This is a genomic window from Ruegeria sp. D4 (assembly GCF_056534475.1).
This window is the reverse complement of sequence record NZ_JBQFPJ010000001.1, coordinates 666,699-680,912: the sequence shown is the minus strand read 5'-3', so window position 1 is coordinate 680,912 and position 14,214 is coordinate 666,699. Positions and strand designations below refer to the sequence as shown.

Below are 14,214 nucleotides of genomic sequence, written 5' to 3'. Positions count from 1 at the left end.
AAACATTCGGGCAAGGCTTTGAAAAAACAGTACGTTAGTCCGGAGGTTTTTTGCAAATGCTTGTACAGGCCATTCTCAAATCCAAGGCGACCAGCGGGGTAGTGACCGTTCAACCTTCGGCTACCGTGTCCGAGGCGGCCCAGATCCTTGCGGATAAACGGATCGGTACGGTGGTTGTGTCAGATGATGGCGGAGAAACAGCGGCCGGTATCTTGTCGGAACGCGACATTGTGCGCGAACTTGCCGCAAGCGGCAGCGGATGCCTGACCCAGCCGGTCAGCACGTACATGACCCGCGAGCTTGTGACCGCATCGCGGCAGGATTCCGTGCAGGACATCATGTCGCGCATGACCGAAGGGCGCTTTCGACACATGCCGGTGATAGAAGATGGCAAGCTGGTCGGCATCGTCACTTTGGGCGACGTTGTCAAAGCGCAGCTGTCCGAACTGGCGATGGAGAAAGATGCGCTGGAAGGCATGATCATGGGGCATTGATGCCCTTTGCATGTAACGGGGCCTCTTGCACCTGCGGCAGAGTTGTGTTTGCTTGCGCAGAAATTTTATTGCGCAGGAGGTCTCGATGAGGGTTGGATTATATCCGGGAACCTTTGACCCAATCACCCTGGGACATATCGACATTATCCGCCGCGCCTCGGCCCTGGTTGATAAACTGGTCATCGGCGTTGCAATCAACCGCGACAAGGGGCCGTTGTTCTCGCTGGAAGAACGCGTGGCCATGATCGAGGCCGAATGTGCCCATCTGAGCGATCAGACCGGGACCGAGATCGTCGCCCATCCATTCGAAAATCTGCTGATCGACTGCGCGCGCGATGTTGGCGCCCAGATCATTGTGCGCGGATTGCGCGCTGTGGCGGATTTTGAATATGAATTCCAGATGGTCGGAATGAACCGGGCGCTGGATGATACGGTTGAGACCGTTTTCCTGATGGCCGAGGCTCGACACCAGGCCATTGCCTCGAAACTTGTGAAAGAGATTGCCCGGCTGGACGGGGACGTATCGAAATTCGTTACGCCCCTCGTCAATGACGCCTTGCGCAAGAGGTTAGGCTAGGGCACCCATCGCGGCGGCAGTATCCAGCATCCGGTTCGAAAAGCCCCATTCATTGTCATACCACGCCAGAACCCTGACCAGTGTTCCGTCAGTGACTTTTGTTTCCGGCAGGGACACGGTCGAGCTGTGGGCATCGTGGTTGAAATCCACTGAAATCAGCGGACGGGTCTCGGCAGCCAGAACACCCGGGATCCTGGAAGCAGCACCCGTAAACAGCGCATTTACTTCGGCCTCCGTGGTTGGTCGCGACACCTCGGCGACCAGGTCAACGACCGACACATTCGGTGTGGGAACGCGAATGGCCTGGCCCGTCAGTTTGCCGGCCAGTTGGGGCAGCACGAGGCCGACAGCAGATGCTGCGCCCGTCGTAGTGGGAATCATCGACAACGCGGCGGCCCGTGACAGGTAAGGGTCCTTGCCTGCGGTATCGTGGACCGGCTGACTGGCCGTATAGGCATGCACCGTCGTCATGTTGCCATGCACAATGCCCAGCCCGGAATCCAGTGCCGCGGCAACAGGGGCCAGGCAGTTCGTTGTGCACGACGCGTTTGATACAACAGTGTCAGCGGCCGTCAGGTCTTTGTCGTTCACCCCAAATACGATTGTCTTGACCGCGCCATCACCGCGCGCAGGGGCCGAAATCAGGACCTTCTTTGAACCGTTTTCGAAGTGACGCGATGCAGCTTCGCGCGTGCGAAATACTCCAGTGCATTCAAGAACCACGTCCACATCGGACCAGTTCAGGTTTTCGGGGTCGCGTTCACTGGAAAGTCTGATCGGTCCGGATCCGACATCCAATCCGGCATCTGTCAACCGAACAGGCCGTGTGTAACGCCCATGGACGCTGTCGAATTCGAAAAGATGGGCGTTTATTTCCGGTTTTGCCAGATCGTTGATTGCCACGATCTCGACGTCTGTACGGCCTGTTTCCATGACCGCGCGCAACACACCACGTCCGATCCGCCCAAATCCGTTGATTGCCAGCTTTAGTGTCATTTTCTGCTCCGTCGATTGTGGGCCTGGATAAGGTTAGCGCTAACAAAGCCAGATAACAGGAAATGTCAAGTAAAACCTCTGTCAGCGCCAGAAAGCGAGCCAGTCGAGAAAGCTGTAGAGTTTTTTGGCAAGGAACAACAAATGTTCGGTTCCGAACAATGCAAAGTCGAGGAAGAAACCGCCGAGGATGAACAGGCCGAGCCAGATGGCGATTTGATTGGTCATTTGCGCACCGCAGGAAAAAGCCCGCCCAGATAACCTGAGCGGGCCAAAATGTTCAATAACAGTCGGCTGGTTTAGTTAAGACGACCCATTGCAACAGCGACATCCGCCATGCGGACAGAGAAGCCCCATTCATTGTCGTACCATGCCAGAACGCGGACCATACGTCCGTCGACCACGCGGGTTTGGTCCGGCGCGAAGATCGAGCTTTCCTCGGTGTGGTTGAAGTCGGTCGAGACCAGCGGCGCGGGTTCGTAGCCCAGAACGCGCTGCATCGGGCCTTGCGCCGCTTCCTGCACGATCGCGTTAACCTCTTCGACCGTGACATCGCGCGACGCACGGAAGCTGAGGTCCACGGCGGAAACGTTCGGTGTTGGAACGCGGATGGCTGACCCATCCAGACGCCCTTTCAGGTTGGGCAGAACCTCACCCAGCGCCTTGGCGGCACCGGTGCTGGTCGGGATCATCGACATGGCGGCTGCGCGGGCGCGGTATAGGTCGCTGTGGCGGCGGTCCAGGGTCGGCTGGTCACCGGTATAGGCGTGGATCGTGGTCATGATGCCGTGTTCGATGCCGATGCCTTCGTCCAGTACCTTGGCAAGCGGAGCAAGGCAGTTGGTGGTGCAGGAGCCATTGGAAACCATTTTATCCGCAGCAGTCAGACCGTTGTGGTTCACGCCAAACACGATTGTCTTGTCGACGTTTTTGCCCGGTGCCGACAACAGAACTTTCTGCGCGCCACGGTCCAGGTGGGTCTTTGCTTTAAGACCGTCATTGAACTTGCCGGTGCATTCCAGAACGACGTCACAGCCTTCCCAGTCCAGTTCGCTCATGTCGTAGGTCGAGAACATCTGCATCGGGCCGCGGCCCAGATCCATGGTGTTGCCGTTGATGGAAACGTCACGCGGGAAACGTCCGTGAATGCTGTCATATTTCAGCAGGTGTGCCGAGGTTTCCAGCGGTCCGGTGGCGTTGACCTTGATCACCTCGATGTCGTTACGGCCGGATGCCGCGATATGTGACAGGGTACAGCGGCCAATGCGGCCAAAACCATTGATACCGACCTTGATGGTCATATGACGTCTCCAAATGCGCTTGCTTTGGGGGCCATATAACGGTGAAAGCGAATTCTCAAAAGGGCAAAAATGGCATATTTTTAAGGTGTTAGCGCAAACCTCACGCGATTGCGCTAACGCTTGCGCTAGCCGTGAGATCGGGTAGGGTCTCGATTGCGGCAGGTGACAGGAAAGGAAGCGCGATGAGTGGTCTGTTGGCCCTGTTGGACGATGTGGCAGGGATTGCCAAGGTAGCAGCAGCTTCGGTGGACGATGTGGTGGCTGCCGCCGGCAAGGCCGGGGCAAAGACCGCAGGGGTCATCATTGATGACGCGGCTGTTACTCCCAAATACGTGCAGGGCTTTGCGCCAGCACGGGAGTTGCCGATCATCTGGCGTATCGCGCGCGGCTCGATTTTCAACAAGATCATTCTGTTGCTGCCGGTGGCTTTGCTGCTGGCCAATTTCGCACCCTGGCTGATCACACCACTTTTGATGCTTGGCGGGTCATACTTGTGTTTCGAAGGGGCCGAAAAGATCTTTCATGTTCTGTTCCCGCACGGAAGCCACGCGATTGAACAGGATATGAGCGTGCGCGATCCGGGCCATCTTGAGGAACAGAAGGTCAGGGGTGCCATCAAAACCGATTTTATCCTGTCTGCTGAAATCATGACCATCGCGCTGGCGGCGATCGAGGCCCCGAACTTATGGATGCAGGCCGCAACACTGGCCGTTGTCGGGATCGGGGTGACGGTAGCGGTCTACGGCTCGGTCGCGTTGATTGTGAAAATGGACGACGTGGGACTTTATCTGGCGAAAAACGCCCCGACACCTATTGGCCGGGGGCTGGGCAGGGGACTTGTGCGGGCCATGCCTGCTGTGATGAAAACCTTGTCGATTGTGGGAACTGCCGCGATGCTGTGGGTCGGAGGTTCAATTGTAATCCACGGGATGGAAGTTCTTGGGTTTGGCTGGCTGGGCCACCACATCCATGATTGGGCCTATGCCATCGGTCATTCCGTGTCCGATCAGTGGGTTGGAGCGGTGGAGTGGATATCCAAGGCCACTATGGACGGCGTGTTCGGTTTGGTCTGGGGTCTGATCCTTATCCCGCTTGCAACCAAAGTGATAATGCCGATCTTTGGAAAGTCCGGATCTCACTGAAACCAAATGGAAAAGGGCGGCCAGAGCCGCCCTTCGCTTGTTTGTTCTGGTTGCGCTTAAAGGCCCAGAAGTTCCTTGACCTTGGCAACAGTAGCCTCGGCAGTAATACCGAAATGCTTGTAAAGCTCACCAGCCGGGGCCGAAGCGCCGAAGCTCGACATGCCGATGAAACCGACCTTGGCCTCGCGACCACGCTCGCCCAGCAGCCAGCGATCCCAGCCACCGGCGCGGACGGCGGCCTCGATACCGACACGAACGGCGCCTGCGGGCAGAACGCGTTTGCGATAGGCTTCGTCTTGTTCGGCGAACAGTTCCATGCAGGGCATTGACACAACACGGGTGCCGATGCCTTCGGCCTCGAGCATCGCCTTGGCTTCCATCGCCAGCGAGACTTCCGAACCGGTGGCGATCAGGATGGCCTGACGCTTGGCTTCCGCGTCGGCCAGAACATATGCGCCTTGTGCGGTCAGGTTTCTGGCCTTGTGGTCCTTGCGTACGGTGGGCACGCCCTGACGGGTCAGGGACAGGACCGAGGGGCTTTCTTTGAACGTCAGTGCCAGTTCCCAGGCTTCGGCTGTCTCAACCGTATCCGCGGGGCGGAACACGTAGGTGTTTGGTGTCGCGCGCGAGATCGCCAGATGCTCGACCGGCTGGTGGGTCGGGCCGTCTTCACCCAGACCGATCGAGTCGTGGGTCATGACGAAGACCGAAGGCACCTTCATCAGTGCGGCTAGGCGCATGGACGGGCGGGCATAGTCGGTGAAGGCCATGAATGTGCCGCCATAAGGGCGGATGCCGCCGTGCAGCGCCATGCCGTTCATCGCAGCGGCCATACCGTGCTCGCGAATGCCGTAGTGAATGTAACGGCCCTTGCGGTTTTCCGGCAGGAACACGCCCATATCGGCGGATTTGGTGTTGTTCGAACCGGTCAGGTCAGCCGAACCGCCCACGGTCTCGGTCATGATCGGGTTCACGACATTCAAAACCTTCTCGGACGAGGCCCGAGTTGCCAGTTTCGGCTGGTCTTCCGACATCTGTTTCTTGAACGAGCGGATAGCACCGGCCAGTTTTTTGGGTGCTTCAAACGCGTAGGCGCGGTTGAACTCGGCCTGCTTGCGTTCGGACAGTTGTGCAAAACGCTCCTGCCATGCGGCGCGCTCGGTCGCGCCACGGGCGCCGATGACTTCCCAGGCAGACTTCACGTTGGCGGGGATTTCGAATGCGTCATGAGGCCAGCCGTAGCCGTCTTTTGCCGCCTTCAACTGATCCTGATCGGTCAGTGCGCCGTGCCCTTTGGATGTATCCTGCGCCGCATGACCCAGTGCGATATGGCTTTCACAGGCGATCATGGTCGGTTTGTTGGATTTCTTTGCCTGTACGATGGCGGCGTCGATAGCTTTGGGATCATGGCCATCGATTTCGATCACCTGCCAGCCCGAAGCCGTGAAACGGCGCACCTGGTCGGTGCGGTCGGCCATATCGACGGTGCCGTCGATGGTGATGTTGTTGTTGTCCCAGAAGACGATCAGCTTGCTCAACTCATGACGGCCGGCCAGAGTGATGGCTTCCTGGCTGACGCCTTCCATCAGGCAGCCGTCGCCCGCTATCACGTAGGTGTAGTGGTCGACGACCTTCTTGCCGTAATGCGCGCGCTGAATCTCCTCGGCCATGGCAAAGCCGACGGCGTTCGAGATGCCCTGACCCAGCGGGCCGGTGGTTGTCTCAACACCTTCGATCAGGAAGTTTTCCGGGTGGCCCGCCGTTTTTGCGCCCAACTGGCGGAAGTTCTTGATCTCATCCAGCGTCACATCTGCATGGCCGGTGAGATACAGCAGTGAATAAACCAGCATCGAGCCGTGACCCGCCGACAGAATGAACCGGTCGCGGTCGGGCCAGTTCGGGGCTGACGCATCAAACTTCAGGTGCTTTTCGAACAGTACGGTCGCAACATCGGCCATGCCCATCGGCATGCCGGAATGGCCGGAATTGGCGGCGGCGACGGCGTCGAGGGTCAGGGTGCGGATGGCCGCAGCCTTGTCCCAGTGTTCGGGGTTGGCATTGCGCAGCGCAGTCAGGTCCACGGGCGTTGTTCCTTTGGGTTACAGGCAGGTTGCGCGCTCAATAACACTCAGCCCCCAAAGTTCAAGTGGAACCGGGCATTCCATGAGGTGGCCGCTTCAAGAAGACGGTCCAAGTCTTTGAAAGCAAACAGTGGGTATTTTCCGGAACAATCCGTTAGACTAGGCAGAGAAGTGGTTTGCATTGATTCGGACAAACCCGAGAGATAACGAACCTTGATAATGAGGTGACAGGGGCATGAGCCAGATCGAAGAACTACAGCGTCGCCTGACCGCCGCGATGGAGCGGATTGGCGCGGGTGTAGCGGCCATTCAGGACACAGCACCAGCCAAAGAAGGCGCAGATGACGAACTGCGCGTCGCGCTTGAGGACGAGCGTGTGGCGAATGCGCAGTTGGAAGAGCGGCTGAAATCTCTGAAAGAACGTCACGAACAGGAAGTCGACGCGATGCGCGCCGATATGGAGGCTTTGCGCAACTTTCCTGTTGATGACGCCGAGAAAACGGCCCTGCGCCAACAACTTGCCGATGCCAATGACAGACTGGCCTCGGTTGAGGCTGCGCGGGCAGAGCTTGCCGACGCCAAGGCTGCGCTGGACAACCGTGAGGAACTGGAGGCGCTGAAGGCCGAAAACACTCGGTTAAGAGCATTGAGTGGAAAGCTGCAGGAGATTGAGGCCGAAAATGCCCGGCTGCTGTCAGAGATCGCCGACACCGAGCGTCTGGAAGAACTTAACGCCGAACTGGAAATGCTGAGGGCGGAACGGTCAAGCCATGGGGCCGCGATGTCGCGGTTGGATGACGACCTGCAGCGCATGCGCAAAGCCAACGAACAGTTGCGGCGTTCGGTTGATGAGTTGCGCGCCGCCGTGCAGGACGGTCTGCCGGATGCGGAGATGCTGAACCGCGCCACAGTTGCCGAGTTGGAAGCAACGCGTGCCGCTCAGGCGACGGATGCAGCCGAGGCGCATGCGGTTCTGGCACGGCTGGAACCTTTGTTGTCACAGGCAAAGCTGGCAGAAGGTGAGGTGGAGTGATGCCCGAAGTAACCATTCATATCGGTGGTCGTGGTTTTGACGTCTCGTGCCAGGAGGGTGAAGAGCAATTTCTGCAGGCAGCGGCCCAAATGCTGGACGACGAGGCTCAGGTTCTGTCGGACCAGATTGGGCGCATGCCGGAATCACGAATGCTGCTGATGGCTGGCCTGATGCTGGCGGACAAAACCGCCGGAACCGAAGAAAAGGTCAAATCCCTTGAGGCAAAGCTCGCCGAGTTCCAAGCGGAGCTAGAGACGCTGCGAAATGCACCACCGCCGGAACCCGAGCGTGTTGAAGTGGCAGTCGTGCCGCCATCGGTGACCGACACCTTGGGAGAACTGGCTGCGCGGGCCGAAGCGCTGGCGTCAATGCTGGAAGAGAAGTCCGCGGGATGAGAATGCTGCGCAATCTGGCATACTTTGGACTGCTGATATCAGGATCGGCCGCTATGGCCGAGATCGACATATTATCAGTGACTTTCACCTGCGAAAACGAAGTGCCGCTGCATGTGAGCTACTTTAATTCGACCGATGGATCAGGTGCTGCGGCGGTCATGGTCGACAACACTCTGGTCGCCATGCGCCAAGTCGAAAGCGGATCTGGGATTCGCTACGAGTCTCTGGGGACAGAGGGAACGTATATTCTGCGTTCCAAGGGCTGGAACGCTTCGATCAGCTATCTGGCGGCAGGAAGCGCCGCCAGTGAGCAGGTCATTTATCAGGAATGCAGCAGCCGGTAAGCGCCGATCAGGCGTTTGCTTCGCGGATTTTGTCGGCTGCTTCCTTGTTGTAGCCGACGCCGTTTTCGTCAAACAGCGTGTCCAGTTCACCCGACAGGGTCATTTCTGTAACGATGTCACAGCCGCCTACGAACTCGCCTTTGACGAAAAGCTGCGGCACGGTCGGCCAGTCGGAATAGTCCTTGATGCCCTGACGCACTTCTTCGTCGGCCAGAACGTTCACGTCGGTGTAGTCAACACCCATATAGTTCAGAACACCGGCCACACGAGACGAGAAACCACATTGCGGCATTTCCTTGGTGCCCTTCATGTACAGCACCACATCATTGGCTTTGACGGTTTCGTCGATCTGGGTCTTAACGTCGCTCATCTTGCTTGTCCTCTTCACCCGCATCCGGGGCGGTTGTTTCGTTTTGTGGGGCCTCTGGACCCCATCCTTCCGCTTCGAGCCGCCGATGCTCGGCCTGCGCCAAAGACAACGGATCCAGCCCGTATCTCTCTATTCCGCCCACCTGGCTGATTTCGTCCGGATCAGGACGGATATCGGCCAGCGAGCGTTTCTTGTTGCGCTTCAAATAGGCTTCAATAAGTGCTGCGGCAACAATCAATCCAACTACAATGCAAACGCCAAGCATCAGATCACTCATGTTCAGGCCTCCACTGGGGTTTGCGAGTGATGACGCCGGGTCTGATCATTCCGGAATTTTTGTAGTCAACGCCAGCGCGTGCAGCTCACCATCCGGGCCATCCATTTTGCCTTTCAACGCGGCGTAAACTGCGCGCTGTTGCTGCACTCTGTTCTTTCCGCGAAAGCTTTCGTCAACGACCATGGCAGACATATGAACACCATCATGCCCGCCAACCTGAATCTCCGCATCCGGAAAGGCTTCGCGCAGCAGGTGTTCGATTTCGTGGGCGCTCATTGGCATAAAGGTTACTCCTGAAGGTCTTTCCCAAGATGTAGAGCGATGCGCAGGGGCGTGCAAGGTGCCTCGGGGGTACCCCGTTTACAAATCCCGCGCCCGGTCGCGCGCGCAGGATTTCTGAATTTAGGATGTATGCAGGGTGGGCTTCAGGCCACCGCAGCGGCAAAGCTGCCACGGAAGATATCCGCCAGTTCCGACAGCGGCGCTTCCGAACTTCCGATCCTGACAGCATCGCCCGTGAACCTGCCAACCGAGACCAGAGGGACTCCGGCTTGACCGGCGGCGATCATCAGCGCCTCGGCCTGATCGAAGTTGCAGGCGACCAGATAACGGGCCTGATCTTCACCGAACAGGAACTCGGTCGACGCCTCGTCCAACTGAACGCCGACGCCAGACGCTTCGGCCAGTTCGAAAGCGGCCAGAGCAAGGCCGCCGTCGGCCAGATCGGTACACGCCTTGATCATGTTGCGGTTGGCGCGGATGAAATCACCGTTGCGGGCCTCAGCCGCCAGATCGACATGGGGCGCATCACCGTCTTCACGGTTGAACACCTCGGCCAGCAGGGCGGACTGACCCAGATGGCCTTTGGTTTCGCCGATGATCAGTGCCACATGCCCTTCGCGGACTTCGTTGCCGATGATCTCGTCAGAATTCAGCAGCAGACCCACGGCGCCAATTGTCGGGGTCGGCAGGATCGCTTGACCGTCGGTTTCATTGTAAAGCGACACGTTGCCGGACACGATGGGCATGTCCAGCGCGCCAACGGCTTCGCCGATGCCCTGAATGGCGCCGACAAACTGGCCCATGATCTCGGGCTTTTCCGGGTTGCCGAAATTCAGGTTGTCGGTCGTGGCCAGCGGCTTGGCCCCAACGGCTGTCAGGTTGCGATAGGCTTCGGCCACGGCCTGCTTGCCGCCTTCAACCGGGTTGGCGCGCACATAGCGCGGGGTAACGTCCGAGGTGAAGGCCAATACCTTGTCAGTGCCATGAACGCGAACCATGCCAGCGCCCAATCCCGGTGTGCGGGTGGAATCCGCCATCACCATGGTGTCGTACTGTTCATAAACCCATTGCTTGCCCGCGTAGTTGGGAGAGGACAGCAGGGCCTTCAATCCGTCGATCGGATCGATCTGTGGCACGTCGGCCAGTTCCTCGGCCTCCGGCGTCGGCTCCCACGGGCGGTCATATTCCGGTGCGGTCGAGGACAGTTTCGACAGGACAAGGTCAGCTTTGACTTCGCCATTGTGCATAATCAGGAAGCGGTCTTCGGCAATCGTTTCACCAACGATCGCGAAATCCAGATCCCATTTTTCGAATACTGCACGGGCTTGGGCCTCAAGTTCCGGCTTGAGGACCATCAGCATCCGTTCCTGGGATTCCGACAGCATCATTTCATACGCGGTCATGTCTTCTTCGCGCTGAGGCACGTTTTCCAGATCCAGACGCACACCAAGGCCGCCCTTGTCGCCCATTTCAACAGCCGAACAGGTCAGACCGGCCGCGCCCATGTCCTGGATCGAAATCACCGCGCCGGTCTGCATCAATTCCAGCGTTGCTTCCATCAGACGCTTTTCGGTGAAAGGGTCACCAACCTGCACGGTGGGGCGTTTTTCTTCGATGGTGTCATCGAATTCAGCCGAAGCCATTGTCGCACCGCCAACGCCATCGCGGCCGGTTTTGGCTCCCAGATAAACGACAGGCATACCGATGCCCGATGCGGCAGAATAGAAGATCTTGTCGCTGTCAGCGAGGCCGGCGGCGAACGCGTTCACAAGGCAGTTGCCGTTATAGGCAGGGTGAAAACGGACTTCGCCGCCCACACAGGGCACACCGAAACAGTTGCCGTAGCCGCCGATCCCTTCAACCACGCCGTTGACCAGTTGGCGTGTCTTGTGGTGGCCCGGCTCTCCAAAGGACAGTGCGTTCATCGACGCAATGGGACGCGCACCCATGGTGAATACATCGCGCAGAATGCCACCCACGCCGGTCGCCGCCCCTTGGTAGGGCTCGATATACGAGGGGTGGTTGTGGCTTTCCATTTTGAAGACGACGGCCTGACCGTCGCCGATATCCACCACGCCCGCATTCTCACCAGGGCCGCAAATGACCTGAGGCCCCGAGGTGGGCAGCGTGCGCAGCCATTTCTTCGAGGACTTGTAGGAACAGTGTTCGTTCCACATGGCCGAAAAGATGCCAAGCTCGGTAAATGCCGGCTCGCGCCCGATGATCTCCAGGATCATGTCATATTCTTCGGGTTTCAACCCGTGTGCTGCAATCAGATCCGGGGTGATGGCGGGCTCTTGCATGGTTTGTCCTGTGTCCGAGATGGCCGAGATTGCGCGCCTTTTAGGCCATGGGCGCGCCCGTGGGAAGGGTCAAGACCGCGCAGGGCGCAAGAACCGGGCCGAAAGCTAGGAGGAGAGCAATTACCCGGGCAAAAAAGAACCGGCGCGGTGCGCCGGTTCTTCAAGAATTTGGTCCAAAACCCGACAGCTAGGGCAGCTACCGCGCGCAGAGCTTATCAAGCACCACCTTGCTGCTTGTTCAACGAGTCAGCAGCGGCGGCGCCAACTGCGGCCTTTTGCTCTTCGGTCAGGGTTTCCGCCTCTTCCAGGCCGGGGATCGCAACACGGACTTCGCGGCGGGCAAAGTCGATTCCGTTTTCGTTGAAGGCAGCCTTGACCCGGTTGAAGATTTCCTTGCGCAGCGTGAACTGCTTGCCCGGTTTGGCCATGAACTTGCCTCGGATGATCATCCCGACATCGTCAAAGTCGAACACACCCTGAGATTTGAAGGGCTGCAAGAAACCTTCCTTGTGAGTTTCGTCCGCCATCATATCGGCCCCGATCTTCTTGAAGATCTTCTTGACCTTGTTGGGGTCAGTGTCGAATGGCACCGTGAACTTCAGTTTCATGATGACCCAGTCACGGCTGAAATTCGTCAGCTTCTGAATTTCACCATAAGGGATCGTGTGAACCGGCCCGCGATGGTGGCGCAATTGCATCGAACGGATCGAGATCTTTTCGACGGTTCCCATAGTGCCGCCCACATCCACGTATTCACCAACGCGGAAGGCGTCATCGATCAGGAAGAAGATGCCGCCGACAATGTCGGCAACCAGCTTCTGCGCACCAAAGCCGATGGCCAGGCCGAGAACACCGGCACCGGCGAGGAGCGGCGTGATGTTGACGCCCAGTGCCCCGAGCGCCAGCAGGCCGAAGATGACGGCAATCGTCACCTGCGCGGTGATGCGCAGCAATGGCAGAACGGTCGCCAGACGCGAGCCGCCCGCACCGCCGCCTTCGCCACCAGCTTCTTCGTCCAAAGCTTCGGCGGCTGTCTGTTCTTTGGCCAGACGACGGTTGATCCAAAGCGAGACGACCTCGTTCATGATATAACCGACGGCAATAATCAGCAGAAACTCGATCACGGCCCCACCAACTTCGGCGCCGATGCCAGCGGAAGCGACATGCCGCAAATCCAACTGCCATGCCTGCGCAATCATCATCACGACAAACAGGCCTGCCAGAACACGGCCGATGCGGATATAGCTGCGCTTGGTCGACCGATAAGCGCGTTCGGCAAGCGGGCCTTCGCCGGACATCGGCGGTTGCAGATGGCGCACCAATCCACGGATCAGAGTGTCGAGGGCGGGTGCAATCAGCAACCAGAACATAGTCGTGAAATGCGGGCCTTTGACCAACAGCGCCAGGATTGCCGGGTCGCGCTGTGCGGCAAGGAACTCGACCAGCAGCCAGGTCACCGCCGAAACGCCGATTGCGAAGTACGGATAATATTGCGCGACTTCTTCATCGAATTTTGTGTGATCCGGATCGGTGCCCAGCATCATCTGCGACAGGCCCTCGCGCGCGGTCCAGGCGATCACGCCAATGTAGATATGAATAGCGCTATTTAGCCAGAAACCGATGCGGGTATCGCCGGGAGTGATACCGTTCAAACCATTAAAGCGGACAACGAACAGCGTAACCCCAATCAGGATCAGCAAACCAATCAGATTCCGATGCAGGTATTTTGCCCAGTGATCGTCAATGTTGACCAGTCTGAATTTTGGGTTGTTTGGTGCCATAATGAACCGCGACGCCGCCGCGCCCAATCGCGGGATCCAGATAAGATAGAATACGAAAGGGCCCGCAAATTTGAGCTGCTCGGGTGTCAAAAGGATCCGGCCCAGAGTCCGGATGACGATATAAAAAACAATCAACCCGGCGATCTCGCGGCAAAACCGGCGGAACAAAAAGCTCACGGCACCCCAAAGGTCGGCCTCATCCCCGACTTCGGTGTGTTTGTGCCATCTTCTGGTTAAAAGATCGAACAACTTTTCAGCTATGAATCCCACAACCAGAACGCTTGCGACCAGCCCGATCAAAGTAAGCACACCGGTCGATCCGAGAGTTTCGGAAAAGTTGCTAAATGCTTTAACCTGCGCGCTGAAAATGTTTGGAAGTGTCGTCAGAACATTAGTCCATGAGGCAACCATCGCCGCCCATATTTCGTTGATTTCGGTCAGCGGGTCTTCCTGTCCTTCTGCCTCCTTGGCCCTCTTCTCGGCTACGGCATCCAACCGCTCTAACAAAAGGGCGCGCACCTGATCGTCAGACATGCGCGCAACCAAATCGTCCACCTGCTCGGGGCTCAGGTCATCAGGAACGACCGGGGCCGCCACCGTAGAGGATGAGCCTGTGTCAGACTCCTGAGCCAGCGCCGTACCCACAATAAACACGGATACGATCATCGCCAGCATTAGGCGAAGCAGATTGAACATGAGATTTCCCTCGAAAGTAGAAAATTTTTGTTTTCCGGCAGCATAGAGGGAGTGTGGAACGATTCCCAGAAAAATTGGCTTGTTTTCAGAGGGCTTGGCTTTCGGGCCAAAAAAAAGGCCGAGCAATAAGCTCGGCCGTAGTCCA

Annotated in this window: 15 protein-coding genes; 6 read left to right on the top strand and 9 right to left on the bottom strand. The window is 57.9% G+C overall.

Features of this window, described 5'->3' with window-relative positions; all coding sequences use genetic code 11:
* Positions 1-56 precede the first annotated feature (56 nt).
* Entirely contained in the window at positions 57-494 is a 438-nt protein-coding gene (locus ACR0MI_RS03415; RefSeq protein ID WP_170619007.1) for a CBS domain-containing protein, read from the top strand.
* 85 nt (positions 495-579) lie between these two features.
* Entirely contained in the window at positions 580-1,071 is a 492-nt protein-coding gene (gene coaD, locus ACR0MI_RS03410) for a pantetheine-phosphate adenylyltransferase (RefSeq protein WP_170616849.1), read from the top strand.
* Here coaD and gap (ACR0MI_RS03405) read toward each other — a convergent pair.
* The 3 genes from gap (ACR0MI_RS03405) to gap (ACR0MI_RS03395) form a co-directional block, all read right to left on the bottom strand.
* Positions 1,063-2,067, bottom strand: a complete 1,005-nt coding sequence (gene gap / locus ACR0MI_RS03405; protein WP_170616851.1) for a type I glyceraldehyde-3-phosphate dehydrogenase — start codon at positions 2,065-2,067, stop codon at positions 1,063-1,065. The two genes, coaD and gap (ACR0MI_RS03405), sit on opposite strands and share 9 nt — an antisense overlap.
* 81 nt (positions 2,068-2,148) lie before the next feature.
* Positions 2,149-2,292, bottom strand: a complete 144-nt coding sequence (locus tag ACR0MI_RS03400) for a hypothetical protein (RefSeq protein WP_170616853.1) — start codon at positions 2,290-2,292, stop codon at positions 2,149-2,151.
* A 71-nt stretch (positions 2,293-2,363) separates the two neighbouring features.
* Positions 2,364-3,365: a type I glyceraldehyde-3-phosphate dehydrogenase gene (gap, locus tag ACR0MI_RS03395; protein ID WP_170816535.1), complete on the bottom strand. Its 1,002-nt coding sequence runs from the start codon at positions 3,363-3,365 to the stop codon at positions 2,364-2,366.
* A 182-nt stretch (positions 3,366-3,547) separates the two neighbouring features.
* Here gap (ACR0MI_RS03395) and ACR0MI_RS03390 point away from each other — a divergent pair, with 182 nt between their 5' ends.
* Entirely contained in the window at positions 3,548-4,507 is a 960-nt protein-coding gene (locus ACR0MI_RS03390) for a DUF808 domain-containing protein (protein WP_170616857.1), read from the top strand.
* A gap of 56 nt (positions 4,508-4,563) precedes the next feature.
* On the opposite strand, the gene tkt is transcribed toward ACR0MI_RS03390, so the two are convergent.
* Positions 4,564-6,588, bottom strand: coding sequence for a transketolase (tkt, locus tag ACR0MI_RS03385; RefSeq protein WP_170616859.1), 2,025 nt, complete (start codon positions 6,586-6,588; stop codon positions 4,564-4,566).
* A gap of 235 nt (positions 6,589-6,823) precedes the next feature.
* On the opposite strand from tkt, the gene ACR0MI_RS03380 reads away from it, so the two are divergent.
* Genes ACR0MI_RS03380 through ACR0MI_RS03370 form a run of 3 tightly spaced genes read left to right on the top strand, consistent with a single transcriptional unit; the run spans position 6,824 to position 8,360 of the window.
* A complete protein-coding gene (locus ACR0MI_RS03380; protein WP_480853618.1) occupies positions 6,824-7,621 on the top strand; it encodes a hypothetical protein in 798 nt (265 codons plus the stop codon).
* On the top strand, positions 7,621-8,016 hold the full coding sequence (locus ACR0MI_RS03375; RefSeq protein ID WP_170616863.1) for a cell division protein ZapA: 396 nt from the start codon (positions 7,621-7,623) through the stop codon (positions 8,014-8,016). Before ACR0MI_RS03380 ends, ACR0MI_RS03375 begins: the two co-directional genes overlap by 1 nt.
* 2 nt (positions 8,017-8,018) lie before the next feature.
* Positions 8,019-8,360 (top strand): MliC family protein, encoded by a 342-nt coding sequence (locus ACR0MI_RS03370; RefSeq protein ID WP_321253131.1) that lies wholly within the window; start codon positions 8,019-8,021, stop codon positions 8,358-8,360.
* A gap of 7 nt (positions 8,361-8,367) precedes the next feature.
* On the opposite strand, the gene grxD is transcribed toward ACR0MI_RS03370, so the two are convergent.
* The 5 genes from grxD to ACR0MI_RS03345 form a co-directional block, all read right to left on the bottom strand.
* Entirely contained in the window at positions 8,368-8,730 is a 363-nt protein-coding gene (gene grxD / locus ACR0MI_RS03365) for a Grx4 family monothiol glutaredoxin (protein WP_170616867.1), read from the bottom strand.
* Positions 8,717-9,007, bottom strand: a complete 291-nt coding sequence (locus ACR0MI_RS03360; protein ID WP_170616869.1) for a hypothetical protein — start codon at positions 9,005-9,007, stop codon at positions 8,717-8,719. The genes grxD and ACR0MI_RS03360 overlap by 14 nt, the downstream gene beginning before the upstream one ends.
* Before the next feature lie 45 nt (positions 9,008-9,052).
* Positions 9,053-9,289, bottom strand: coding sequence for a BolA/IbaG family iron-sulfur metabolism protein (locus ACR0MI_RS03355; protein ID WP_170619006.1), 237 nt, complete (start codon positions 9,287-9,289; stop codon positions 9,053-9,055).
* A gap of 143 nt (positions 9,290-9,432) precedes the next feature.
* Complete coding sequence (gene purL / locus ACR0MI_RS03350) at positions 9,433-11,592, bottom strand: phosphoribosylformylglycinamidine synthase subunit PurL (protein ID WP_170616873.1); 2,160 nt, start codon at positions 11,590-11,592, stop codon at positions 9,433-9,435.
* Positions 11,593-11,807: 215 nt separating this feature from the next.
* On the bottom strand, positions 11,808-14,069 hold the full coding sequence (locus ACR0MI_RS03345) for a mechanosensitive ion channel family protein (protein ID WP_170816536.1): 2,262 nt from the start codon (positions 14,067-14,069) through the stop codon (positions 11,808-11,810).
* Positions 14,070-14,214: the final 145 nt, after the last annotated feature.